The following is a 24,001-nucleotide window of genomic DNA, read 5'->3' as shown; positions in this document are numbered from 1 at the left end:
AGTCATAAACACAGTCGTATGCCTACCCGCTATTGTAAGTGGGGGACTGTGTCCGGCGATTCAGGGGGCCGCTCCAATCGCCATATCGACGTTTACCATGTGGGTCATAATCATGGTCGCCTGGTTAGAAAAGTATGCTGGATTCGTGGCGTTGAAGGCGCCGGTGGCCGCGCCGGCAGACGTTACTGCTATTGCAGATACCCAGCTCGTAAGCATCATCTTGTTGAAGCCGGAGTAACTCTTTTCTCGCGCTTCACGAAACGATTTGCCAAATTCTCCGGTGAGTATCCATCCAGTTGTGGTGGCGTCTCGTTTCGTTCTCGCCTGAAGCTCGGTTATCAAAAGCTTTTTTATGAGTTGGACGTTAGCCTGTTGTTGGCGGCTAAGTGGCGCGCCGCTGATGGAGGCGTCGGCCAGAGGCGGATCAAAGGTCCTCATGTATCGTTCGAGCATTCGCGTCGCTGCATCTGTCGTAGTCAGCACGGCAGGGGCGCCAGAGGTAACCGCGGCGATATTAGTTACACGGGGATCGAGTTCAATGTTGTAGATTTCGCCAAGATCGGCCGGCGTGCCGTTTTTTACATAGGATGGACGGGACGCGCCGAAGATGCTGAAGCTTGATAGGCGAATGCGCGGGTAGACGAGCGTGTGCTTTCCGTCCAAGGGGAGGCTCGTGATCGCTCCGGCATACTGTGCACCCTTTTCATATGCGCCCACGTACCACAGCGGCGGCTTCTCTGTGACCGCGAAACTTGGGCTGGCGCACTTTGTAGCTGAAGATCGTAGTTGGTTCTGAGCAGCTACAAGCAAGCCACAGTTTGCCGGGGAGAGCGCGGAAGGGGAGCGCACAACGAAAGACAGACTCGTCCCAATGAACGGGAACTCTGCAGTATCGAAGCTCGCAAGGTCAACAACTAGGGCGGCGGGTAGGCTGGCATCGCCAATCGGGACAAGCCCAATACCCCCATCCTTGTCCCGCGTCACGAGCTGCGGTTCTAGAACCACGTTTGCCTCTGGCATGGCCTTGCGCAATGCAACGTACGTCTGTGCGGCGTGATAGGTATTGCTTGCGCTGAGAACCCCGACCGAGAATTTCTTATCGTTATCCACGTCGCCAAACGACTGCCACGCGCTCTTCAGGTCGTCGGAAATGGACGGATCGACTACCGCTGGCCAGCGGACGGAAACGATCAGTGGTGTAAGGGAATAAGGTCGGGTTTGTGCGACTGGCTTTGCCGCGAGCGTGGGTGGAATTTCTGTGTGAACCTGTTCAGTCGTCGCGCAAGCGCTAAGCAAGAGCGCTACTGACACGGCCCAGAGCAGTGAATAGGTCTTCATCTCTGACTCCTTGTAGACTCAATGGCAAGCCTGCTTCAGTTGCCGATCGATGTTCTTCAATTGACGTTGAATCGCGGCGGCTTCAGCCGTTCGGTTGCAGCGCGTAGCTTCTGCCAGCGCTTGCTTTCGCTCGTCAGCCATTTGCTGACCCGCGACGCAAAGTTGGCTTTGGGATAGTCCGGTATGGGGATATGTGGTCGCTTTTGTCGACGCCGTCTGACTGCCGTCGCAATTGATGCTCTCGGCGCTTGGCGAGGAAGAATGGGAGTTCGTACTCGCCATCGTAATAATCTGTTCCGGTTGCGGTGCGCGTGTTCCGTAGGCGCCAGAGCCAACTTGCTCGAGTTCTGTGTCGACGCCTTTTGCTGTCCCAACAGGAAGCGTGGAACTTCGGAGGGTCACGATTGGCGCTGCGGCAGGGACCGGGGTGGACGTTTCTGCCGAAATTGCGTCGATGGTTCGTTTGAGGTCTTCGACTTGATTCAATCTCTCGGTATTGCTTTCCTCAAGCTTCGACCAGGCATAGTTCTGAATCTCGCTCACGATGCCAGACTGGTTCTCTTGGATTCCTTCATGAAGCTTCTGGACACCGCGTTGGATGTACTTGTATTGGTCGGTTGTAGGGTTGCCCGGGGGGTCGGGTATGCCGGCCAACGAGCGAAGTGCTGAGATGCTTTGCTCGGCAAGCGCCGCTTTCGCATTAGTAAGTTGCTGCGACCGTACTGCAGCCTGGCGGGCGGCCTGTCGTTCCGCTTCCGCCTTTTGTGTGGCCTGTTGTTGCGCTGGTTGTTGGCGCCTTAATTCTTCGTAGCGACGATTGTTGTCACCAAGATTTCTAGCCTCTGCGATCCTTGCGTCGTTGTATTGCTGGAGGGAAAGTTGAGTCCGACGTCGCTCTTGCTCTTGCGCCTGTTGTTGTGCTTGCTGCGCCCGGCTACGATCGATGGCCTCCTGGCGCTCGCGCTGCCGCTCCGCAGCGCGAAGCTGGTCACAGACCGGTTGAATCGCTTTGACCTGCGCGATGTAGGTGTCGCGTTTTGCGGCGTCGGCGCTAAAGGCCGCTCGAAACCTGGGTGAGTCCGATGCGATCGCGCGGCAATCGTGGACTTGGTATTTAGCGGCACCTGCGGCGCAATCCATAAACGCGGAATCCCAATAATTTGCCTGTGCCTGAAGTTGCTTGAGTGCATGCTCGCACTCCGCGGCGGAGCGAAAGGATTGGCTAAGGCCTGCGCAGGGAAATAGGACGCAAGCGACCGCGGTCCATACTTGGATCAGCTCTATGCGACTCCCAGTAGCGCTGTCCATGGTCTGTTGCTCCCTCGAGATTGACCTTCTCCCTAAACAGGGGGATCCGCGCGGCGATATGTCGTTGGTGCTCGGATCGTTCGTTTCAGCATAGGAGGACTGTGCGCGTCCTCCATCGCCAATATTGACTACGTAGAAACCCTCGGTCCGGGTTAGGCGTGGGGCCTATCGGCTGTTTTGTGTGCGGGGCAGGTGAAAAAGCTCACCGCTATGGAGCGGTGAGCCTGCATTTATCTCAGCGATGCACTCGCGGAAGCGTGGGTCAAGGCGTTGGAAGACGTTTGGGCTCCAGATGATGGGAGGTATGAAGGGAAGGGCAATTGCCCAAGTGCAGGGCACCTGTGAAGATCTTCAGAGACAGATTCGGCGGCATACTCTCGCGATCGATGAGATCTTCTGCCATCCGTCCGCGAGAACGGAGCGCCGTACCCGACCTTCAGAGACTTTCGGTCTCATTGTGTCGAGAACCGCGCCGCCGGATTAGCCCAACGAACAATGCGAGCCGCCGCACATACTGAATCGTCCGATCGGGGTATAGACTGTTTAATTGCATCTAACCCTTGTTGGGGCTACGGAAGACAGCCAAACGGCAAGGTTTTTCCAACGACGTACGTGCAGCACCGGGCAAGTAAAGGCCGCGTTGACAGGCTTTCTGTCTGGAATCCGTGGGGAGCGGAGATGCTGAAGAACAATAATCATCTCGTCGGGGACCTTTATGAGGCCGCCTTCTCGCACGAGGACTTCCTGGATGCCCTGCAACGCACTGCGGAGGCGGTGGGGGCAAACATGTTTCACATGTTGTCCTGGGATTCGGGCCACAACTGCCCTCGGTTCTCGCACTATTCGCCTGGCACCGATTGGACCAAGGCGATCGAAGCGTATGACACCTATTACGGCTTGATTGATCCTCGACGCGAGATGACCGAGCGAGCGCCTCTTTCGACCTTTGTCTACTGCCAGGATTTCGTTTCAGACAGGGAAGTTGCGAGGAGCGAGTTCTATCAGGACTATCTGATTCCTCTTGAATTGCGCTATCTGATGGGCGCGCAGTTCGGCGACGTTGATCATAAAAACACTGTGCTGCTCGGCTTCCTTCGTGGAGCCGACCGCCTGCCCTATACGGACGCCGAGAAGCGCGTGGGTTACGGACTCACTGACCACCTGCACCGCGCCATTAACCTTTGGCAGGACTCAAGGGCTTGGCAGCGCGAGGCAGCAATTGGTACGGAGTTGATGCAACAACTAGGATTGATCGTGTTCGCGCTGAGCGCCGACGGCCATGTCGTATTCGCGGATACATCCGGTGAGGGTCTACTCCGCCAGGGCACGATGCTTCGAGTCGTGAAGGGCAAGCTTGCGGCACCCCAGTCCCCGGATAACGATGCACTGGCCGCAGCGATTGCTCGTGTCACCAAGACGCACTGCGGGGAAAGCCTCGCACTACGAGATAGCACGGCCCTGATGCACAACATTTTCCTGAGCATCACGCCACTACCGATCCACATGAAGAGCGCACTGGGTGAAGCGGTTATATTGATCACTGCCCGGCAGCGCGATATCGGGGTGTTAGTGACCGCGCGGCAGCTTCAGCAGGCGTTCGGATTCACGCCGGCCGAGGCGGCCGTCGCAGAGGCGCTGATTGACGGCATCTCTCCAGAAGATTACTCCGAGACGAAACAGGTTTCGCTACACACAGTTCGATCTCAGGTGCGCGCTATCTTGCTTAAGACGAACACGCGATCGCAAGTGAAGGCTGTCAGCACGATGCTATGGGTGCTATCGCAGCGAAAAGTGCGATAGCCATAGTACGTCCGAAAAGGCCTCCCGATAGGAGGCTCTTCCACGCTGCTTACTTCCAATCGATGACTTTAAGGCGAGGATGGCAGCCACTCCCCGTCCGGCGCAGTAAACCCGACATTACGACGCGTGCACCCATAGTCCGTACTCGCGTCAGGAACGCCAGGGCAGAAAAACGCGGGAGTGTTAGACGCTTTCGGCGCGGTCGGAGACGGCAGCAAGCATTTGGGGAACGATGCCGTTTGCTTCTGCGCACGCCATTTGCCAGTGGCCGTGCCCGTGAAGTTTGTGCTTGAGAAGTCGATGGAAACCGTACCCTCCATGATTGTGTCTGTGACTGTTGTCACCGTCCATTTCGCAGTGGACCCCGTCTGGTTGGCGAATGGTGGGCCAGAACTCAGTGAGTATGTCCAGGTCGCGCCTGCAACCGGCTTGGCTTGTATAGATGCGGTCGCTCCGATGCAGCCAAACTCTTGGTCAAGCCGGAAGTTAAGTTGCTCACCGCCCGTTCGAAAAGCGAGGCCCGCGACTTCTTGTCGATTGATGTTGTAGGTCAGGAAGTTGCAGACCGTGTCCGTTCGGGTGCAAGCGGTAATTTCAGCTGTGCCGCGCCAAAAACCAGTCTCTTCACATCCAGAAGATCCGCTCACCGCGTCACCAAACTGTTTCATGAGAGTTTGAGACTGGGCCGTATCACGGTCAGTGCCGAGTTGAACGTCCGAGGCCACGCCGCCGGCACCTCGCAGGTCCCATTTAAAGCAAGGCTTGGCGTGAAGGTCGTCAACGGTGAAAGAGAATGTCCCATCCACCCCTCCTTTGAACAGGGCGCCCAGGGAGAACATACGGTCCGGCGAGTTAGGCTTAAACCACTCGAAGTTTGGGGCGAGCACCATGCTCTTGGCGAGGACCAGTTCAACGCCAACCACACCATAGAGGTGGCCGGCTGCTTCATACTGGAACAGCTGATCAGTACTGAACGTGGCGGCTGGCGTGTCGATCGATGCTTGCATCGTCCAGCCCTTTTTTGACGAATAGGGGAACGCGACTTCAATGCCGGCGCGGAACTGAGCGACCGGAAGGGAGACGTCGAGTCGTAGCGGGATGTCGAGCCGCAAGAACCCTCCGGTCGATTTAACGGGCACTTGAAGGTAGAAGATGGGGATGTCCTCCTTCGCGATATTGACCGGCTTGTTGTCGCTCCCTACTAAAGCGGCTTCGGCACGCATGAACGGCGTAATTTGCATCTCCTCATAGGTGAACTTGCCCTGAAGGAACTTGATGTCAACCCCGGAAATGAGGGAATCGCGAAAACCGGACTTAATAGTAAGATCGAAGGGAGAAAAGGAGGCCACCTTCAGGTCGCAGGTCGCGGACGACGATTCTCCCAGCTTGCCGTCGCCGACCGTCGCCGTGCACGGACCTGAATCGAAGGTTGACGCCTGGGGCATAAGGAGGATGCTACCTGCGGCTTTGGGCGTTTTGGTGACGCTTGTCGCCATGGTGGCGGTCATTCTGGACAGATCCAGGTCCTCAGTTTTTATGTTGCCTGTGACCTCGATGTCAGCGAACACCTCCTGAAACTCTGCCGGCCGGGTCGTTACCTGAATCGTCTCGTCGGAGATTGGCGTCGCAGCCGTCACGACGTAAGCCCTGTCGTTCCAGAACACGACCGTACCGGCCTTCATCGATCCGGCCGAGCGGCTATTTATGGCCAACGTGCTGTCAGCAGGGGACGTCGCGGCGTCGGTAGGCAGTTGCAAGACGCCAGGCTGGAAAGTTTTCGTTACGATGGCATCGCCGACCGCGGTTGTTACCACCGCACCCGACGTGGCGGGTGGCGTCGATCCTTCACCATTCGAGTTGTCGTTCCCTCCGCCGCAAGCGGAGAGCGCTACTACCGCGGCAATGGCGGCGAGGTAACCCAATGCCCTTTTCATCTCCTGCTCCCTGTTCCCGATGAAGACCGCCCGCGCTAGGTCTGCGAGGTCAGGTACTCCCCGTCTAGAGCATATGAATTAAACGGCGCGCCCCGCATCACTAGAATTGGGGATGCGGGCGTTGGGCTGGCGGACCCAGGTGTCGCAAGCCTTCCGGGGCCATGGCCTTCTTGGCCCGCAGAGAACCCGGCGTCTGCTCCGTTGCCATGTTCTGGGTAGGGTAGAACGCATGAAGCTGCGCGCGAGATCCGGGGAGCGGTAGGCTAGCCAGGCATCCCATTCCTCAGAGGCAACACAATGGCAAGCGAGTTCGAACGAGTCATCCGAAAGCATGCTCAGTGACTTGTCCGCCGGTATCTGCGCTGGTTAGTAAAACTGCTAAACGAAACTCGTTTCTGCTAAGTCGACGGTCGCAACACGACGACCGTTCCTAAGGCACAGCGGCCAGAGCGCACCCCGTTAGTCAACGCGCCAAAAAATAACCGCAGCCGAAGCTGCGGTTATCCCACCCCACCGGAGCAACACCCCCGGCCACATCAGCATCCCCACTCACTCCACCGGACAAATCTCCCCCGCCGTCCGGTCAAACTTCGCCTTAATCATTGCCACCAGGCACCGGATACCAAAACAAGCATCCGAACATTCGCTTTCCACTTCCAACAGCACCAGCACCCTGTCCAATCCAGCACTGATGCAATTCAGCGATTCCCGGCAATCTTCCGGATTGGCGATTAAGACAGGTTGTTGATTCGACGCGGTATGTTCTTCCATTGCGAGCTCCTATCAAAGTTGGAAGACCCGCCTGGAACCTGCAATAGAAGGGGCGGCGGGCCTGACAGCGGGGGTACCAATACCGGCTCATTCCAGAGTAGTCCGGCCAGCCTTGCGGCTGCCCCGCCCGGCCCGCCATTGACTGAGGGATGTGGACGTACGACCGTGGCCGCTTGAGACGGCCGTCTGGAATGAGTTCCGAGTTGGTACACCCGATCATCGTTGTTTCGATGATGGCTCTAGTGTCCCCATCTCTGCCGTCTGTGGCGATCAGACGATTCGCAATCTTCCGGCGCTTCGCTGTCAGGCAGTTGCCTAGCGAATCCTGTCGAACCCACCAACGGCCCAGCGCTCGGCGCTGTCCCGCGTCAGCCGAAAGTCGGGCCGCACCTTCACAGTCGCCAGCACATCGCCGAAGGGATCTTCGGCCGTGAGAGTGCCAAAGGGCTCGAATTCATCCGGCGTAATGACGAGCTTCACAATCACAGTGCCGGATTCAGACTCAATACTGACCTGCTTGTTGAGCTGCGCATGCAATTGCTGCTCATGCCGCCGGATAACCTCTGAAGCCGTCTTGACCAGCGTCTGGTGCGCAGTGGCATCCAGCGGCTTGGGATCGACCTTGTTTCGCCCCATGGTCCAGGGACCGACCAGCGCGGGCTCGGCGCTGCCGTCGCGGATCATTTCGACTGCCCAGCCGTCGCCGTCCTCGTTCTTGATGACGCGGGCGGTCCAGCCCTTGTCGCGCCAGAGGCGGGGCTCGTGGATGGCGGTGGATTCGTGCTCGGGAAGGGCGTCGTCGGTGTGGTGCATCAATCTCGTGGTACGGGTCGGGGAACCCGCGAGGATACTATAGGGGCCGACAGGCAGCGTTCGGCCGTGCGTGTGGGCGCCTGGCAGGTTGCTGAAAGGCCGGCCGGCGGCGGGGTTGCTCCCCTCTCAAATGAGTCCCTTTATCAAGCGCTCGACAGTCATCGGTTGATGGAGTTCAGGGAGCAATGCTCGCATTGCGGACGCACCTTCAGGAACATGCCGGAAGGTCATGCTATCCCTGATCCTTCTCAGACAGCGCGCTTTCCAGTAGCTCACGTGCCTCCCTTCCATGAAGCCAAATGCAACGCTTCCATTCTTTGGTGGCTCCGCGTCTTCCTAAATATGCCTCGCGCTCTTCGGCAGTTAAGGATTCCCAGAATGGAGACCAATAGTTATCCCACCAATATTCAATATCGCCTTGCAGGAATCCCAGCTTAAGCGGTTCGCTAATCTCTGGAAAGGCGACCCACGGAGGCGGTGGACCGGAGTTGGCCACTGCTATGCGACAAAATACTGAAACATCGTTGGTCATCATTGATACTATCGATCCCGAAAACTCATCGTTGAGCGCAATGGAAATGAAAAAGTCTCCAACCTCATTGCCGCTGCGTCTCGTGTACAGGTGCTCATCAATTTTATCGAATCCAGTTTTAATGCCTTCGATAAACCCATGCACTTTATCCGACTCCAGCTGAAAGTGAGCGTAAAAAGCATTTATGCCCGCTCCGGGTAATAAGCTGGAAATTTCGGGGTACTTAGATGGCCTCTTTTCAGTCACTGGTATTTGCATCGCATCTAGCGGACGAGAAAATAAACGTTGCAATTCTTCCAGCGAGCGGCCGAAGCGTGCTCGGAGGGCTCGATTCCGCTCCTCGGCGATACGCCTGTGAGTCAACTTGTCGCGCAATTTCTTGAGCACTTATCTCACTCCATTTGATCGACTACCCAGTCCGCGCCCCAATAACCTAGGCTTCCGCCGATGATGCCATGGCTAGCGCCGCGCCGGCAGTAACCGGTGCGCTTGCGCTATCGATCACGGGGCAGCCCAGCAGGGTGCGTTCGCTGCCAGCGTTGGATACGCATATAGGTCTTGCGCCGAGCGACAGCCTGCTAGGCGCGGCTGAACATCGACTTCCTGATAATCGCATGCACACCCCAGTTGCCATTCACCACCTGCGTGATACCAAAATCCACCGCAACAGAGATCAGCGCGACCGCCTCGTCTTCACTCAGCCCCTTGACCGACATAAGGAAGCGGCGTGTCTTGCGGAAGGCGTCGCGCATGGCGTCGTCCAGGGTGGACTTCAGGTAGATATGGCTCTGCGCCATCTGGCCCAGTTCAGCCAGGTGGTTGGGTGAGCTGAAGCCATGCAGGATCCATTCGTCGGCGGTTTCCACCAGCGGGTAGCTCAGGTCGGCGAAGGGAGCGTCGCGATCGATCATGGTGCTCTTGTGCAGGATGAGCTGGAAGTCACCGGTCAGCGAGCATTCGATGGCGGTGCCGCACAGCTCGGAGTCTCCCTGCGAGGCATGGGGATCGCCAATCGACAGCAGGGCGCCCGGCACGGCTACCCTGAGGTAGACGCTGGCGCCCCGGGTGACGCGCCAGTTGTCCAGGTTGCCGGCAAAGCTGGAGGGCGGGATGGAGTCGATCAGGCCGTCCTGCGCCGGCGCCACGGCGATGACGCCGAAGTGGGGGCGGACCGGTATCTCGATATCGCGCAGCACGTCGTAGTTCTTGACGATGGTGTCGTGGTCGACCGGCACGCCGGGATAGTCGATGGTCGGGTGCAGCACGCCGAACGGATCGCGCTGCGGCGTCCAGCGGAAGTTGTAGACCGCGCGCGCACGGCTGTCGGCGCGTTCGCAATCGATCTCGAAGACGGTGACCACTTCGCGCTCGCGCGGCTCGGTCAGCATGTCGCGGTAATGAAAGCCCCACCAGGTCGCGGCGTTGCTGCCGAAGGCCCTGCCGGCAAAGCGCGGGTTGCGGCACGGGCGCGGGCGCACGTCCAGGATGCGCACCTCCAGCACATCGCCGGGCATGGCGCCGCGCACCGCGACCGGGCCGGTGCAGATATGCACGCCAAAGCCTTCGCCGGCGCCGCGGCCATAGACCGAGGCGTCGATCGGGCCCGCGCCGCGCCGGTTGACGTTCTTCTGCTCCGCGGTCCAGTGAAAGACGCTTTCGGCGCCGGCGTCGCCGTCGATCATGCGTTCCCGGTCGTCAGAGGCGTGCTGCGTCAGCGTTTCGATGGTGACGGTGTCGCCGGGCATGACCTCGAGCACGGGCGGCAGGTCGTGGCTGAGATAGCCCCAGTGCACGGTCTTGTCCGTGGCCTGCAGCCAGTGGTGCCGGCCTTCCGGGCGCGCGGCGTGCGAGCGCGCCTGGGTGATGGGGACGATGGTGGGCACCGCTTGCAGGCGCGCAGCAGGGCCATCGTTCGCGGGCGCGCCATGGCTAGCGGGAGCCCGCTTCGCATTGGCCGGAAGCCCGCGGGAGACATTCTGCGGTGGGCGATGCTCGGGCGTGTTCGCCGTCTGCTCACGGTAGGCGCGGGGCGAGATCCCGAACTGTTCGCGAAACGCGTGGCTGAAGTGCGAAGGGTCGTTGAAGCCCCAGCGATAGCAGATGTCGGAGACCGAGAGCTTGTCGTACTGGTGGTTCGCCAGGTCGGCCCGGCATCGCTCGAGCCGGCTGGTGCGCAGGTAGGCGGAAAAGCTGCTGCCGGATTTCTCGAAGAGCTTCTGCAGGTAGCGGGCCGACATGCGCTCGTCCGCGGCGATGGCGGCGAGGCTGAGTTCCGGCTCGGCAAGGCGTGCGTCGATGCGGCTGCAGACGCGCGCAAAGACGGCCGCGCGCGAGGGCGTCATGTCTGGCGGTGCGCTGGGCTGGCTGTCGGCCAGTGCGGCGTCAAGGCAGGCGGTGATGGTGTTGTCGAAGGGCTGGATGGCCTTGGCGTTTGCGGACACGATGGTGTCGAAGCTGGCCGCCATGGACTGGAGCAGGCGGGCAAACAGTTCCGCCGAGTCGCCGCTCAGCACCAGCGCGGAGCGAGGCAAAGGGGCCGTGATGCGTGCGCTCAGCAATGCCTGGCCGATATGCACGATCAGCATGCGGAAGCTGGTGGCAAGGGCCAGCCTGCGGGCGGCGTGTTCCGGCACGCAGACCACCTGCCCCGGCCGCAGCGGTTCACGCAGTTCCGGCGCAGCGAGGTGCGCTTCGCCTTCGGTCAGCATCAGCAGCATCAGGCCGCGGCCGTCGCCGCTGGTGATGGCCAGCGTCTGGGGGACCGATGCAATGCAGGTCAGCTCGATGCCCGCGGGGGTGGTCCGCGACTCGATCGTGCCGTGCAGGGTGTGATCGGCGCACAGGCTTTCGCAATGCAGGCGTGCGGCGCGGAGTTCGTCACGCCAGGCTGCGCCGCGCCGGTTGTGTGGATAGGCTTCGGTGGAAAAACGCAAAAGGTGCAATTGAACCTCCCTGGCATCACGCTGCAACAGCGAAAACGGGCGGACATTGCTGTCCGCCGCGCATCCAAAGCATTTCTTGCGAAGGCCAGGCCCTCCGCTAGCCGAACAGCAACTGCCCCCGCATCGCGGCCACCAGTACGAATCCCGCAAACGTGCCAAAGATGGCGAAGATCCCGCCGAGCACGTTCGGGGCCGGTATCGGCGCACGTACCGCAGTGTAGATAACGCCAGTCACCAAGCCAACGGCTGCGGCCTGCAGCTCGGTGCTGCCCAATGCAATTTCCACCATGTCATTCCCCAATCTCATGAGTTGCGCGTGATTCAGCGGCTTTCCGGCGGCCGCCCGAAGGCGATGGTCCTGCGCCATGCGTGCACGATCAGATAGCCGATGTAGGTGAAGAGGATGGCGCAGATCCCGCCGGTGACGTTTGGCGCGGGGATCGGCAGGTTCAGCCAGGAATACAGCGTGCCGGTGACCAGGCCGACAATCAGTGCAACCAGCTCGTTGCGTCCTATGTAGACGTATTGCATGTGGCGCTCTCCCTTTGTATTGAGTTGACGGCTCAGCCCTTGTCCTTGGGCGGGAAGATCGAGCGCGGCATGGTGCAATGGATGCCCTGGGTGCCATCGACGACCTGCGTCACGCCGAAGTCAGCCGAGACGCTCATGAGCGAATAGGCATCGTCGCGCGAGAGTCCCTGTTGCTCGGTCAGCAGATGGATCATGTCGCGGGCCGCGTTCTTGCCGGCTTCATCCAGGTCTTCATGGAAGCCATGGACGACCCAGCAATCCGGCGTTTCCAGCAGCGGCGACGGGAAGTGAAAGTCCTTGCGCAGGACGATCTGGAACAGGACGTTCAATGAGGCCTCGATGGCGGTGCCGCTGATCTCGCCGTCGCCTTGCGAGATATGCGGGTCGCCGATCGAGAACAGCGCGCCGTCGACCTGGACCGGGTAGTACATGGTGGCGCCCGCGCCGATGCGCCAGTTGTCGATATTGCCGCCATGCAGGCCGGGCTCGACGGTGGTGACGCGGCCGCGCGCGTCGGGCGCGACGCCAGCGGTGCCCAGGTGCGGGCGCACGGGAACGCGCACACCGGCCAGCGCCGGCTGCCGGCAGCATTCCCGCTCATCCACGAGCTTGCCGGGGATGGTCATCTTGCCGGGGTAGTCGAAGGCGTACAGGGCATGCGCGGTGTTGGAGCGCTGGTCCAGCTCATAGATGGTGACCCGCTCCTTCTCGAACTCTTTGTACAGCTGGCCCCAGTGCGCCGCGGCATTCGCCCCGAAACGGAAGCGCGGAATCATCTGCAGGTAGCGCACCTCCAGCACGTCGCCGGGCTTGGCGTCTTCGACATAGATAGGGCCGGTCATGATGTGCACGCCGGGGTTGCGGTCGTCGTGGGGAATCGCCCGGAAGATCTCGCGAATGGCGTCGTCCATCATCAGGTCGGGGGCATCGCCGGCATGGTGGGTTACCGCTTCGGCGCGGATGAGGTCGCCGCTTTTCACGGTCAGGGCGGGCGCCTTGGCGGCATCGAAGTAGCCCCAGTGGACGGTCTCGGGGCGGGCGGGCAGGTCGTGCAGCATGTTGTCTCCTATGTTTTCTTGCAGCCGTGTCCGCAGCCGTTCACCCGGTGAGCGGCTGGATTCGATGAGGTAATCAGGGACACTGGCTATGCGTGGCAGGCGGGGTATGCCTGGTACCGCGCGGCAGTCCTGCAGGCGCCGCGCGGTGAGTCAATACTAGGGACAGGGCGTTGCGGGGCAGTAGGGCGATTCACCCCAAACTCTTGTGTTGCTGCGTACTAAGGTAAACCCGCTGCACGATGCCGGGTCGCGGCGGGCTGTTAATTCCTGGTTGACATCGTGTCAACGATCTATGGAATTGTCGACAACGCCTTGACAGTGCGGAAGCCCGGCAGAGCCAGGGGCTGATGCTGAGGATGGCAGGGGCCCTGGGCATGGATGCCGCGCAGGTTGCGGGGCTGAGGGCCGCCGGGGGTGGTGTAAGTCGCTGTGCGGCGCCGGCGCAATGCCAGCGCCTGCTATTGCTATTGCGATGGCGCCTCGGGCCATTTCCCCTTGCGGGGAAAGCGCATATCGAACTCGGTGAACACGTGCTCCTCGGAGCGGCAGCTGATGCTTGCCCCCCAACTGTTCAGCACCTTCTGGCAAAACGCCAGTCCGATGCCGGTGCCGCGATGCGCCGGGTAAGAGAAGAAGGGCTGGAACATCCGGGCCAGCACTTGCGGCGGCACGCCCGTGGCGGTGTCGCGGAACACCACATGGACGGCGTCGGGCCGGACCTCGCAGCGGATATGGATGGTGCCCTTGCCGGCCCGCTTGGTCGCTTCCAGCGCGTTCTTCAGCAAGTTGGTCGTGACCAGCCCGAACAACTGGGCGTTGCCCATCACGTAGGCGGGGCCAGGCAGGTCGACGGTGACCAGATCCAGGTCGCTGTGCTCGAACGGAAACCGGCCGACAGCGTCGCGGATCACACCGCCCAGTTCGAACAGCTCCTGCGTGGCGTTGTCCGGGTTCTTGGAGTTGGCGACCAGCAGTTCAATGCTGTTGCTGATATGGGCCAGGTCTGATTCCATCCGGGCCACGGCCTGCATCAGGCCGTCGCGCTGCGGCGTGTCCTGGTCCAGGGCTGCCGGCAGCCGCGCCTTGAGGCCCCTGGCAGTCATGGCCAGGCTGGTCAGCGGCGTGCGCAGTTCGTGCGCGACGGTGGCCAGCGCGGCGGCCATCCCGCGCCGCTTCTGTTCGGCCAGCAGCTGGCGGTCCATCTTGATCACCACCAGCACCGCGATGACAAAGCCGATCACCGGCAGCTGCAGCAGTACCGGCTCCCACGGGATTCCGCCCATGGAGTTGCCCGCCAGCACGAACAGCGCAATGGCTGCCGCGGCCCCTGAGAACAAGGCAATGGTCGCGAACGCGGTGTTGAAGTGATACAGGATCACCACCGCGATGATGACCGATTCGGCCCACACCATGGAGCCGCCATTCTCCAGGTAGAAGAAGATAAAGGCGAACGGCAGGCCTATGGTAATGGCAAAGAGTGCATAGGGCGGCAGCCAGCGCCGGTCCGAGAAGGCGGAGGCGAACAGCAGCGGCACGAACAGCGCGGTGCAGACCAGGCGCAGCCAGAGGTTTTCATAGGGCTGCGGGAAGATGTAGGACCAGATCACGTAGTACAGCGGGTGTCCGATCACGCCCAGCGCCCCCACCATCTGGATCCGGCGCAGCCGGATGACGCTCTCCTCGTCCAGCAGCGTAGCCCGCGCGGCGGTCTCGAATACAGTCTGCCACGCATCGCGGGCGACGCCGGCAAGTGAGGTGCGGCCGTCTTCCGCTTGCGCTACCTTTGCATCCATCTCCAGGACTACTCCTCGCGGGAGCCTGCCAGCGGCCCGCTTGTGGGATTTTGAGACTTGCGCCGGGCCCGGCGCGTCGAGGACCATTCATCCAGCCGGACTTCGTCGCGGATGCTGGCGAGCACGCCGACCAGGCGGTCGATTTCATTGGCGGCAAGTTTCGCATGCAGCGTAAGTCGCATCAATGCCCGATTCTTCGGTGTTGCCGGCGCACAGAATACCGCGCCGAAGATCCCGCGGCTCTGCAGCGCATCGCGCAGCACCTTGACTTGCGGCTCGCTTCCCGCCTCCAGGCCGATGATCTGCTCGGAGCCTTCGCTGATGTTGTAGCCCAGTTCGGCAATCGCGGCCCGGGTGTCGCGAGTGATGGCATGCAGGCGCGCACGGCGTTCATCCGCCGTGGCGACGAAATCCGTCACGGCATCGAACCACGCAACCTCATGGCGCAGCAGCCCGGAACTGAAAATGGCCGGCCGGGACTCAACCGCGAAGAAGTCCTTGAAGTCGGTCGAACAGGCAACATAGCCGGCGCGGCCGGCAAACGCCTTGGCCAGCGAGGCCGTGCGGAAGTGTACGCGCTCGGACAGCCCGAGCGCGCGCACCAGGCCGCCGCCAGACGGCCCATGGGTGCCGAGCGAGTGCGACTCGTCCACCACCAGCACGCAGCCAGACGCCTCCGCCAGGTCGACATAGTCCTCCAGCGGCGCCACGCTGCCGGTGGTGCTGTAGACCGAGTCCACCATGATCACGCCCGGGCCGAAGCGCTCAAGCTGGCGGCGCACGTGCTCGCAATCGTTGTGGCGCACCGGCACGGCCTGCGCGCCCGCGGCGATGATGCCCTCCCACAGGGAGGCATGCCCGTTCATGTCGATATAGACCGGAATGCCGGGGCCGGCAATGCACTGCACCAGGCCGACGTTGGCGGCCCAGCCGGACTGGGCGATCAGCCCGTCCTCGGCCTGCATCAGGTCTGCGATCTTGCGCTCGACGCGCCGCTGCGGGGTGTCGCCGTGCTGGAACACGGACGACATCAGCAACTCCGGCTCCTCATTGAGGAAGGCCCGCGCCTGCGCCTGTACCAGAGAGGTCTCGCCGAGCAGGCAGAGATAGTCGTTGCTGCTCAGGTGCAGTGCACCGGGCCCAGGCGTGCGTCCGTGAAGCAGATGATCGCCGCCCCAGAGCTTGCCCATCCGCTCGTCGAAATGTTGTGCCATCCGCGCCGTGATCCATGGCGGCAGCGTGGGGGCTTTGGCGCGAGAGGCGTGGCGCATCGAGTGCGGAGGCTCGGCTTCGGAGAACATCGGCTTTCCTTCTACAGGTCGGGTAATCAGTGAGATCGGTGGCAAGGCTCTGCATGGCGGTTGCGGCAAAAAGCTGCCGTCCGCGCGCGACGCGGCCGCACCCAGTCCTTCCGGCGAGGTGCCATTGCTGACAAGTCGGGGGAGTCCTGTTGACGTAGCGACCACTGTGCCAGCCTTACTCAGCGATTGTGACCGGACTTCCACCAATCCAACGTCCGTTTGGAGTGGGGGGTGCCGGGTTGAGACAGCCGCGTCGTGGCCGCACCTTCGCCGGCCGATAGGCCGATTTCTCACTGTAAAATGTCTTTAGCATCACTTATGTGATGCTTGCGCTACCTGTTGCGCCGGTCCGTGAAGCCCGGACCGGGCGTGGCTCGCGCTTGGCGGGACCTTGTCAGGCCCGGGACTGCCGAATGCTCATCATCAGTTTTGGTGAAGAATGCCCTTTTTGCACGCCCTGTTTACAGGCGGGCGGCTGCGGCAGCGCGCCATAGCCAGGAAGCGGGCCAACATCGGACTTGGCACCAAGGGCGGGAGACAAGGGGACTGCCAGGTACGCAGGTTGCGGCCGGCGGCAATTGCCGCCAGCGTGACCTGGCTGGCGGCGTGTGGGGGAGGGGGGCTTCGGAGAGAGGGCGCTGCCCATGGCGCTTCCAGGCTGGTGCCTTTGGCGCAGGGGTACAGGGCAGCAGCGTGCTGCGACGCTTGTGTCGGGGGCGCCTTACGCCTGGCCTGCCTCGTCGATCAGCGCGGAAACGTCGACGATATACATCTGCCGCTCGGAGTCGTGGATCGAATCGATGCACACGTGCCGCCCGTCGCGGCTCCAGCGTGGATGCAGGTCGCAGCGGTTTTCCTTCTTCAGGACCGGGCTGGTGTAGTAACTGCCCAGGTCATGGCGCACGCCCTGCGCCATGTCGAAGAGAAACAGCACGCGCTCGTTGGTGTGCGCGTCGGGATAGGTGTCGCTGAGCAGCCAGCGCTTGTTGGTGGGCGAGAAGGTCATGTGACCGTTCTCGGTCAGGATGCCGTCGCCGATGACTTCAACCTTGCCGCCGGGGCTGTCGTGGTAGAGGTGGTAGTGGATGCTGCCCGCGTGCGGTCCCCACACGATGATATTGCTATCGTCTTGCCAGAGCGGATGGGAGATCTGGTACTCGGACTTCTCATAGTCGAAGGTGCCGACCGCGTTCGGATCGAAATCTTCGGCAAGCTGCGGCAGCGGATGGTCGGAGCATTCGAGCAAGCGCATGTCGCTGCCGTCCGGATTGACCGTGATCAGCCGGTGCAGGAAGCAGGTTTCGTCCTCGACCCGTTCGGTCCAGCGGTGCAGCAGCAGCACACGCGATGAGGACGGGTTAATTTCGATGTGGCTGACCCAGTGGATGGCCTTGTCCATCGAGGCGCGCGGATTGAAGTTGCGCAGATCAGCGTAGCTCACGACCAGGCGCGTCTGGCCGGTGCGCAGGTCCATGTAGTGGATGCCGTCGTCGGCGGGCGCATTGTCCAGCGCGGGCTGGGTGCCGTGGTCGCTGTAGCCGATGGTCTGGTGCGTGACGTAGAGGCGGCGGTAGTCCACGCACAGTGCATAGCGGCTGTCCGGCGCGACCACATAGACCGGCATCGGCAACTGGCGCGCTTCACCGGTATCGAGGTTGAAGATGGTGGCGCCCAGGTTGGGATAGAAGGCCTTGCTGTCCTGGGTGCGGCAGTTGTAGACAAGCTGGCGCTGTGCTTCCCCATCCAGCCATTGCAGCTGCGAGCCCATCTGCCAGTTCCAGGCGGTAGTTACCCCCACGCGATGGAAGCGGTCGTTGTCCTGCAGGTCGAAGTAGCCGATCTCGGCAACCAGGTCGGGGGTCAGGTCGGCATCGGCCATCGGCACGCGCTGCGCCAGCAGGTAGCGGCCGCTGCGGTCCCAGTTGGTCTTGTTGTAGTAGCCGAAGAAGTGATGAGGCTCGCCCGCGCCGACGCGGCGGCAGGGCAGCGGCTTGGCAATGATGCGTTCCGTTGACATGAAGCGTGTGTGTCCGTGTTGAAGCTGAAGTCTGGAAGGGGCAATGGCTGGCCGCGCGGCCAGCCATGAAGGGGGCGTGTCCGTGCGCGGATGGAAGCCGCTTATTCGGCGCTGATCCTGCCCTTCAGGATCACCTGGTCCCAGCGCACTTTCTCCGCGGCGACGAACTTCTGCGCGGCATCGCGCGTATTGGCCACCGGGGTCATGCCCTGCTCTTGCAGTCCCTGCCGGAACTCCGGCGTGGCCACGATCTGGCGGATATCGGCGTTGAGCTTGTCCGCGATCGCATCGGGCACCCTGGCGCCAACCGCAACCGTGGTCCAGGAAGTCGCCACGAACGACGGGTAGCCGGCTTCGCTGGCAGTGGGCACATCGGGCAGCGCGGCCGAGCGGGTCTTGCCGGTCACCGCCAGCGCCTTGAGCTTGCCGGAGCGGATATAGGCCAGCGTGGTGGGCGGATTCTCGAACATCATGTCGATCTGGCCGCCGAGAAGATCCGTCATGGCCGCGGAGCTGCCCTTGTATGGCACGTGCGTGATCGGGGCATTGGCATTAAGGCGGAACAGCTCACCCATCATGTGCACCGAGGAACCGACGCCGGCCGAGCCGAAGGTCCGCGTGTCTGGCTGCTGGCGCGCCAGGCTGGCCAGTTGCTGCAGGTTGTTCACCGCCAGCTTCGGGTTGACCACCACCACGTGCGGCATCTCGGCCAGCACCGTCACGACCTTGAGGTCGGTGGCGGGGTTGTAGTTCAGCTTCTTGAAGGTGGCATAAGTGGCGTGCAGGCCCAGCGAGCCCAGCAGCAGCGTGTAGCCGTCGGGCGCCGCATCGACCACGGCCTTGCCCCCGATATGGCCGCCGGCGCCGGGCCGGTTCTCGACCACCACCGATTGCTTGTAGAGCTTGCCCAGCCGGTCGGCCAGCATGCGTGCCTGCAGGTCCGAGCTGCCCCCGGCGCTGAACGGCACGATGATCCGGATCGTGTGGTCCGGATAGCCCGGCTGGGCGAGCGCGCTGCCCGTGCCGGCGATGGCCAGCACGGCCGCAACGATCGCGCGTTTCCAAACATTCCGGGGTGAATGCCGCTTCATCAACTTTCTCCTTGGGTTCTGGTCCTGCCGTCTTGGAAGCGGCAATGCGAAGCGAGTGTAGAGGAGGGGTTGGCATTCTGAATAATTCTTTGTTCAATGCACCCTATGCAGATTTGATATACATTGCCCGACGCGCCCGTCCCTTGCCGATGCCATGTCCCGTCCCCTGAATTTCCGCCAGATCGAGGCGTTCCGCGCGGTCATGCTGACCGGAACCACGACCGCGGCCGCTGCCATGCTGCATACGACCCAGCCGTCGGTGAGCCGATTGCTGGCCCAGATGCAGGCGGCGACTGAACTGAAGCTGTTCGATATCCAGAAGGGCCGGCTGCGGCCGACGCAGGAAGCGCGGCGCCTGTTCGACACGGTGCAGAACCACTTCCAGGGGCTGGCGCGGATCGAACAGGACGTGGCGGTGCTGCGCAAGTCCGGCACCGGCGTGCTGCGTATCGGTTGCACGCCTTCACTCGGGCTGGGGGTGATGCCCAAGGTGATCCGGCCGTTCACCGAGCGCCACCCGGACGTGCATATCAGCCTGCAAACGGTCGGCGGGCACCAGTTGCGCGAAGGGTTGCTGCATGGCCTCTACGACCTGGTGCTGACCACCAGCGAGATCGATCATCCGCACCTGGATGTCAACGTGGTGCATCAGTCGGGGGCGGTGTGCGTCATGCACCCGGAACACGCGCTGGCGGCGCGCGACACCCTTCGCGTGCGCGACTTGCGCGGGCAGTTCCTGATCCTGCTGAACGCAGACGATGCGCTGCACCTGGCGGTGCAGCGGCTCATGCAAAAAGCCGGCGTCGAGCCGTCGGCGACCATCGAGACCACTTACTCAGGCACGATCTGCACGATGGCGGCCGAAGGGGCGGGCATAGGGATCGTCAATCCCTATGTCGCGGCTGTATTCGGACACGGCTTGCGGGTGGTGCCGCTCGCACCGCGCTGCCCGGTGGAGGTGCGCATGGCGTTCTCCGGGCATTCCGCGCCATCGGAGATCGCGGAGGAATTCGCGGCGCTGCTGGCGGCGCATTTTCGCGTGCGCTCGCCGCTGGCGGAGAAGGCGGGGCGGGGGCGGGGCTGAAGGCCCCGGGCAGTCGCTCAGTCCAGCGACACGCCGAGCTTGCGGATCAGTTCGCCCCAGCGCGTACGCCCCGCGGCCAGCCATTGCGCTGCCGCCGCGCCGTTGCTCGTCTGCGGCCGCACGCCCTGTGCCAGCAGCTTCTTCTGGAAATCCGCGTCCGCGAAGACGGTCTTGAGCTGCTGCTCCCAGCGCGCACGGATGGCCGCGGGCGTGCCTGAGGGCAGGAACATGACGAAGGCGAACTCGGCATCGAAGTTGGCGATGCCGGTCTCTGCCACCGTCGGCACGTCCGGGAGCAAGGGGTCGCGCTTGAGGCCGGACACCGCAAGCGCGACCAGCTTGCCGCCCTTGATGTATTGCACGGCGGTCGGCGTGGCCAGGAATCCTGCCGGTACCTGGCCCGCGAGCACGTCGCTCAGCGCTGGCGCATTGCCCTTGTATGGGACATGGGTGCCCCGGATCTGCGTGCGTGCCTTCAGCATCTCGAACACAATATGGCCCGGCGATGCTACGCCAGCCGATGCATAGGACAGGTCTTTGTCCTTGCCGGCAGCCAGGAACTGCTTCAGGTCGCGGATTTTCAGGCCGGGATGCGTGACCAGCACCTGATTGAAGGTGCCGGCCAGGCCAACCGGCTCCAGGTCGCGGACCGGGTCGAACGACATCTTGCGATAGGCGAACGGGTTGACGGTGACAACGGTGTCAGTCGACATCAGCAACGTGTAGCCGTCCGGCGTCGCATGCGCGACGGCTTCGGCACCGATGTTGCCGCCGGCGCCGGAGCGGTTCTCCACCACGACCGGCTGCTTCAGGTCGCGCCCGGCACGCTCGGCAATGAGCCGTGCCACGGTGTCGAGCGGGCCACCTGCAGGAAAGTTGACGATCAGGCGGACCGGCTTGGCCGGGTAGGCATCCTGCGCGCAGGCGGGGACCGCGGCCGCCAGCATGGCTGCGGCGATCAGTATTCTGAAGGGACGGGGTGTCATGGTTGTCTCCGTGGATATTGTTGTCATGGGGTGCTGCCGCTGGTGGCGCGGGCGGACCCGATTCAGGCAAGCGCGGTCGGATTGGGGCTGGCGTCGCTGTGCGAGATCATCGTGACCAGCAGCTGGTGCAGCAGCGCCTGGCGCGTGCTTGCCAGCGCTGGCGCATCCCACAGGTTGTGCGATTCGGTTGGGTCGGTTTCAAGGTCGTAGAGTTCGCCCCACGGCGCGCCTTCGTACACACTGAGCCGATAGCGCGCGGTTTGCAGCGTCCGCATGCGCGTGCGCATGGGGAAGTCGAACATGGTGCGCTGGTTCTCTTCCTCGATCAGCAGGGCTTCCCGCGGCAATGCCTCGCCGGCGATGGCGGGCAGCAGCGACAGGCCTTGCATGCCGTTGTAGGGCGCGCAGCCCGCGCGCGCGAGAATCGACGGCGCGATATCGATGCTCGAGCACAGTGCCTGGCTGCGCGCGGCGCGGGCATCGGTGCCCGTGCGCGCTGCGGGTTCCGACCAGATCAGCGGCGTGCGGATCAGGCCCTGGTAGTGCAGCGGCCCTTTCCAGAGCAACTGGTGATCGCCGAAGAAGTCGCCATGGTCGCTGGTGAACAGGACCACAGTGTTGCGATCCAGGCCGAGCGCGGCCAGGTGCGCCATCACGCGGCCGATGGTGTCGTCGATATGCGCGATCGAGCCATAGTTCAGCGCCAGCGCTTCGCGGGCCTCGCGCGCCGTGCAGGCGAACATCGCCGGCGTATGCTTGACGGCGCGGCCGGCGTCGCGCTGCGCGTGCATCCAGCGCAGGTGCGGCGGCGCCAGCGCCGGATCGGCGTCGAACGAGGGCGGCAGGGTCATGTCCTCGGGCCGGTACATGTCCCAGAATCGGCCGGGTGGCGTGAACGGGTGATGGGGATCCGGAAACGAACACTGGATCATGAAGGGGGCGTCCTCCTGCGCGTATTGCCCGAGCAGGTCAATGGTGCGATCGCCGATCCATGCCGTGGTCGACAGCGTTTCCGGTACGCGCGTGCGCCAGGCCTGCCGCGCTTCGGCCAACACATAGCCAGGCGTCGGGATGGCATGCTCCTGGCCGCAGGCACGCGCTACTTCGGGATGGCGCTGCTCCAGCCAGCGCCGGTAATGCCCGCCGGCCGTGTCGCCATGGTCGGTCACCAGCTGCACGTCGGCAAAGCCGTAATACGGCAGGGACATGGCGAAGTCAGGATCGTCGCGCCAGGCCGGTCCCCATTCCTGGTCGAAGCGCCCGCTTTCAGGCCGGCGCGCTTCGCCCTCCGTGCGCGGATCGCCGGGACGTGGCCAGACGGGCGCAAGGCCGGTCATGTTCTGCAGATGCGATTTGCCGACCAGCCCCGTGCGATAGCCGGCATCGCGCAACCGCTCGACAAACGTCGTCTGTGACAGCGGCAAGGGAATGCCATTGTGGCGCGCGCCGTGTACCGACGGCATGCGCCCGGTCATCAGCGATGCGCGGTTCGGCATGCAGATCGGCGAGGCCACATAGCAGCGCTCTGCCACCCAGCCGTGGCTGCCGAGCCGGTCGATATTGGGCGTCTGCACCACGGCGTTGCCATAGATGCCGAGATGGTCGGCGCGATGCTGGTCGGTGATGAACAGCAGGAAATTGGGGCGGGCGCTGGCGGGAATGCTGGACGGGGGCATGGCAATGGCGGCTTGCGGGGGATGGAAAAATTATTGCATCGTCCGCGATTCCATTGAAATGATTAATATGACCTCTGCTATAACCTGAAACTCATACCATGGATTGGACCCAACGGATGCGTATCCGCCAGCTGCATGTGCTGGTGGCGCTACATGAAACCCGCAATGTCAGCCGTACCGCTGCGCGCCTGAACATGACCCAGCCAGCCCTGTCGCGCTGGCTGGCCGAGCTGGAGAGTGAACTGGGGGTGGCGCTGTTCGAGCGGCATTCGCGCGGCCTGGTGCCGACCCGCTTCTGCGAAGCGCTGGTCGTACATGCCCGCACCATCCTCAATGAGATCGAACGCACCCAGGCCACCATTCGCGTGATTGCAGAAGGCGCGGCTGGGCAACTGGCGATCGGCGCGACGCCAACCGTATCGGTCGACCTGCTGCCGTCGGCGATCAGCCGGTTCCGCGAGCGCTTTCCCGATGCCCACCTGACGCTGGCAGAGGGCACCGTCGAAGACATGCTGCCGGCCCTGCGCGAAGGACGGCTGGACTTCGTCATGGGGCGTACCGAAGTGCAGGGCATCGACGGCGCGCTGCGCTGCGACCTGCTATATCCGGAGACCATCCGCGTGATCGCCGGCCCCACGCATCCGCTCGCGCGCAAGCGCAAGGTCGGGTGGGCGGATACGCGCGCCTATACCTGGGTGGGGCCGCCCGTGACCAGCCAGATCCGGCGCGAGCTGGACTACGAACTGGCACTGGCCGGCGAACCCGCCCCATGCGTGCGGATCGAGAGCGCGACGTTGCTTGCCAACGTGTCGCTGCTGCAGCAGGGAGAACTGCTGGCCGTGATGTCAGGCCGGATGGCAGCGTTCTTTAGTCGCCTGGGGCAGGTGGCGATATTGCGGCTGCCATACCGGCGCGAGGGCATGGTCGGCGTGCTCCGGCGCCGGGACACCGAGCAGACGCCGCTGCGGCAGGCGTTCATGGACGCGCTGGCTGCCAGCGCGCACGGATAGTCAGATAGTCAGCAAG

Annotated in this window: 19 protein-coding genes; 3 read left to right on the top strand and 16 right to left on the bottom strand. The window is 62.7% G+C overall.

Features of this window, described 5'->3' with window-relative positions; translation table 11 throughout:
- Positions 1–60 precede the first annotated feature (60 nt).
- Both AC1Q6V_RS33765 and AC1Q6V_RS33760 read right to left on the bottom strand, forming a co-directional pair.
- Positions 61–1,338 (bottom strand): hypothetical protein, encoded by a 1,278-nt coding sequence (locus AC1Q6V_RS33765; RefSeq protein WP_454750321.1) that lies wholly within the window; start codon positions 1,336–1,338, stop codon positions 61–63.
- Between the two features lie 18 nt (positions 1,339–1,356).
- Positions 1,357–2,646 (bottom strand): hypothetical protein, encoded by a 1,290-nt coding sequence (locus AC1Q6V_RS33760; protein ID WP_454750322.1) that lies wholly within the window; start codon positions 2,644–2,646, stop codon positions 1,357–1,359.
- Positions 2,647–3,324: 678 nt separating this feature from the next.
- Between AC1Q6V_RS33760 and AC1Q6V_RS33755 the strand changes: the two genes are divergently transcribed.
- A complete protein-coding gene (locus tag AC1Q6V_RS33755; protein WP_454750323.1) occupies positions 3,325–4,446 on the top strand; it encodes a helix-turn-helix transcriptional regulator in 1,122 nt (373 codons plus the stop codon).
- Between the two features lie 68 nt (positions 4,447–4,514).
- Here AC1Q6V_RS33755 and AC1Q6V_RS33750 read toward each other — a convergent pair whose 3' ends face one another.
- From AC1Q6V_RS33750 to AC1Q6V_RS33695, 12 genes are all read right to left on the bottom strand, one after another.
- Positions 4,515–6,380 (bottom strand): hypothetical protein, encoded by a 1,866-nt coding sequence (locus AC1Q6V_RS33750; protein WP_454750324.1) that lies wholly within the window; start codon positions 6,378–6,380, stop codon positions 4,515–4,517.
- A 549-nt stretch (positions 6,381–6,929) separates the two neighbouring features.
- Positions 6,930–7,151, bottom strand: coding sequence for a DUF1484 family protein (locus tag AC1Q6V_RS33745; protein WP_010812536.1), 222 nt, complete (start codon positions 7,149–7,151; stop codon positions 6,930–6,932).
- 315 nt (positions 7,152–7,466) lie between these two features.
- Positions 7,467–7,964 carry a hypothetical protein gene (locus AC1Q6V_RS33740; RefSeq protein WP_454750303.1) on the bottom strand — a complete coding sequence of 166 codons (498 nt, stop codon included), beginning with the start codon at positions 7,962–7,964 and terminating at the stop codon, positions 7,467–7,469.
- 232 nt (positions 7,965–8,196) lie between these two features.
- The gene (locus tag AC1Q6V_RS33735) at positions 8,197–8,883 is read right to left on the bottom strand and encodes a hypothetical protein (protein WP_454750302.1); all 687 of its coding nucleotides are present in this window, start codon (positions 8,881–8,883) and stop codon (positions 8,197–8,199) included.
- A 191-nt stretch (positions 8,884–9,074) separates the two neighbouring features.
- Entirely contained in the window at positions 9,075–11,438 is a 2,364-nt protein-coding gene (locus tag AC1Q6V_RS33730) for an acetamidase/formamidase family protein (protein ID WP_454750301.1), read from the bottom strand.
- Between the two features lie 97 nt (positions 11,439–11,535).
- On the bottom strand, positions 11,536–11,727 hold the full coding sequence (locus AC1Q6V_RS33725; RefSeq protein WP_010812533.1) for a DUF1427 family protein: 192 nt from the start codon (positions 11,725–11,727) through the stop codon (positions 11,536–11,538).
- A 32-nt stretch (positions 11,728–11,759) separates the two neighbouring features.
- Entirely contained in the window at positions 11,760–11,969 is a 210-nt protein-coding gene (locus AC1Q6V_RS33720) for a XapX domain-containing protein (RefSeq protein WP_010812532.1), read from the bottom strand.
- 32 nt (positions 11,970–12,001) lie between these two features.
- Positions 12,002–13,027, bottom strand: coding sequence for an acetamidase/formamidase family protein (locus AC1Q6V_RS33715; protein WP_454750300.1), 1,026 nt, complete (start codon positions 13,025–13,027; stop codon positions 12,002–12,004).
- A gap of 464 nt (positions 13,028–13,491) precedes the next feature.
- A complete protein-coding gene (locus AC1Q6V_RS33710; protein WP_010812530.1) occupies positions 13,492–14,820 on the bottom strand; it encodes a sensor histidine kinase in 1,329 nt (442 codons plus the stop codon).
- A gap of 8 nt (positions 14,821–14,828) precedes the next feature.
- Positions 14,829–16,121: an alpha-hydroxyketone-type quorum-sensing autoinducer synthase gene (cqsA, locus tag AC1Q6V_RS33705; RefSeq protein ID WP_058698921.1), complete on the bottom strand. Its 1,293-nt coding sequence runs from the start codon at positions 16,119–16,121 to the stop codon at positions 14,829–14,831.
- Positions 16,122–16,842: 721 nt separating this feature from the next.
- Entirely contained in the window at positions 16,843–18,138 is a 1,296-nt protein-coding gene (locus tag AC1Q6V_RS33700) for a hypothetical protein (protein ID WP_454750299.1), read from the bottom strand.
- Positions 18,139–18,239: 101 nt separating this feature from the next.
- Positions 18,240–19,229 carry a Bug family tripartite tricarboxylate transporter substrate binding protein gene (locus AC1Q6V_RS33695; protein WP_011616627.1) on the bottom strand — a complete coding sequence of 330 codons (990 nt, stop codon included), beginning with the start codon at positions 19,227–19,229 and terminating at the stop codon, positions 18,240–18,242.
- A gap of 154 nt (positions 19,230–19,383) precedes the next feature.
- Here AC1Q6V_RS33695 and AC1Q6V_RS33690 point away from each other — a divergent pair, with 154 nt between their 5' ends.
- Complete coding sequence (locus tag AC1Q6V_RS33690; protein WP_058698918.1) at positions 19,384–20,313, top strand: LysR substrate-binding domain-containing protein; 930 nt, start codon at positions 19,384–19,386, stop codon at positions 20,311–20,313.
- Positions 20,314–20,330: 17 nt separating this feature from the next.
- Here the strand turns inward: AC1Q6V_RS33690 and AC1Q6V_RS33685 are convergent, their stop codons facing one another.
- Entirely contained in the window at positions 20,331–21,299 is a 969-nt protein-coding gene (locus AC1Q6V_RS33685; RefSeq protein WP_011616629.1) for a Bug family tripartite tricarboxylate transporter substrate binding protein, read from the bottom strand.
- A 62-nt stretch (positions 21,300–21,361) separates the two neighbouring features.
- Positions 21,362–22,975, bottom strand: coding sequence for a sulfatase family protein (locus tag AC1Q6V_RS33680; protein WP_454750298.1), 1,614 nt, complete (start codon positions 22,973–22,975; stop codon positions 21,362–21,364).
- Positions 22,976–23,073: 98 nt separating this feature from the next.
- Between AC1Q6V_RS33680 and AC1Q6V_RS33675 the strand changes: the two genes are divergently transcribed.
- A complete protein-coding gene (locus tag AC1Q6V_RS33675; RefSeq protein WP_454750297.1) occupies positions 23,074–23,985 on the top strand; it encodes a LysR family transcriptional regulator in 912 nt (303 codons plus the stop codon).
- Positions 23,986–24,001 lie beyond the last annotated feature (16 nt).

It is taken from the genome of Cupriavidus sp. GW823-FHT07B10, assembly GCF_058794355.1.
Note: the sequence above shows the minus strand (reverse complement) of the source record. Positions and strands in the feature narration are given on the sequence as shown.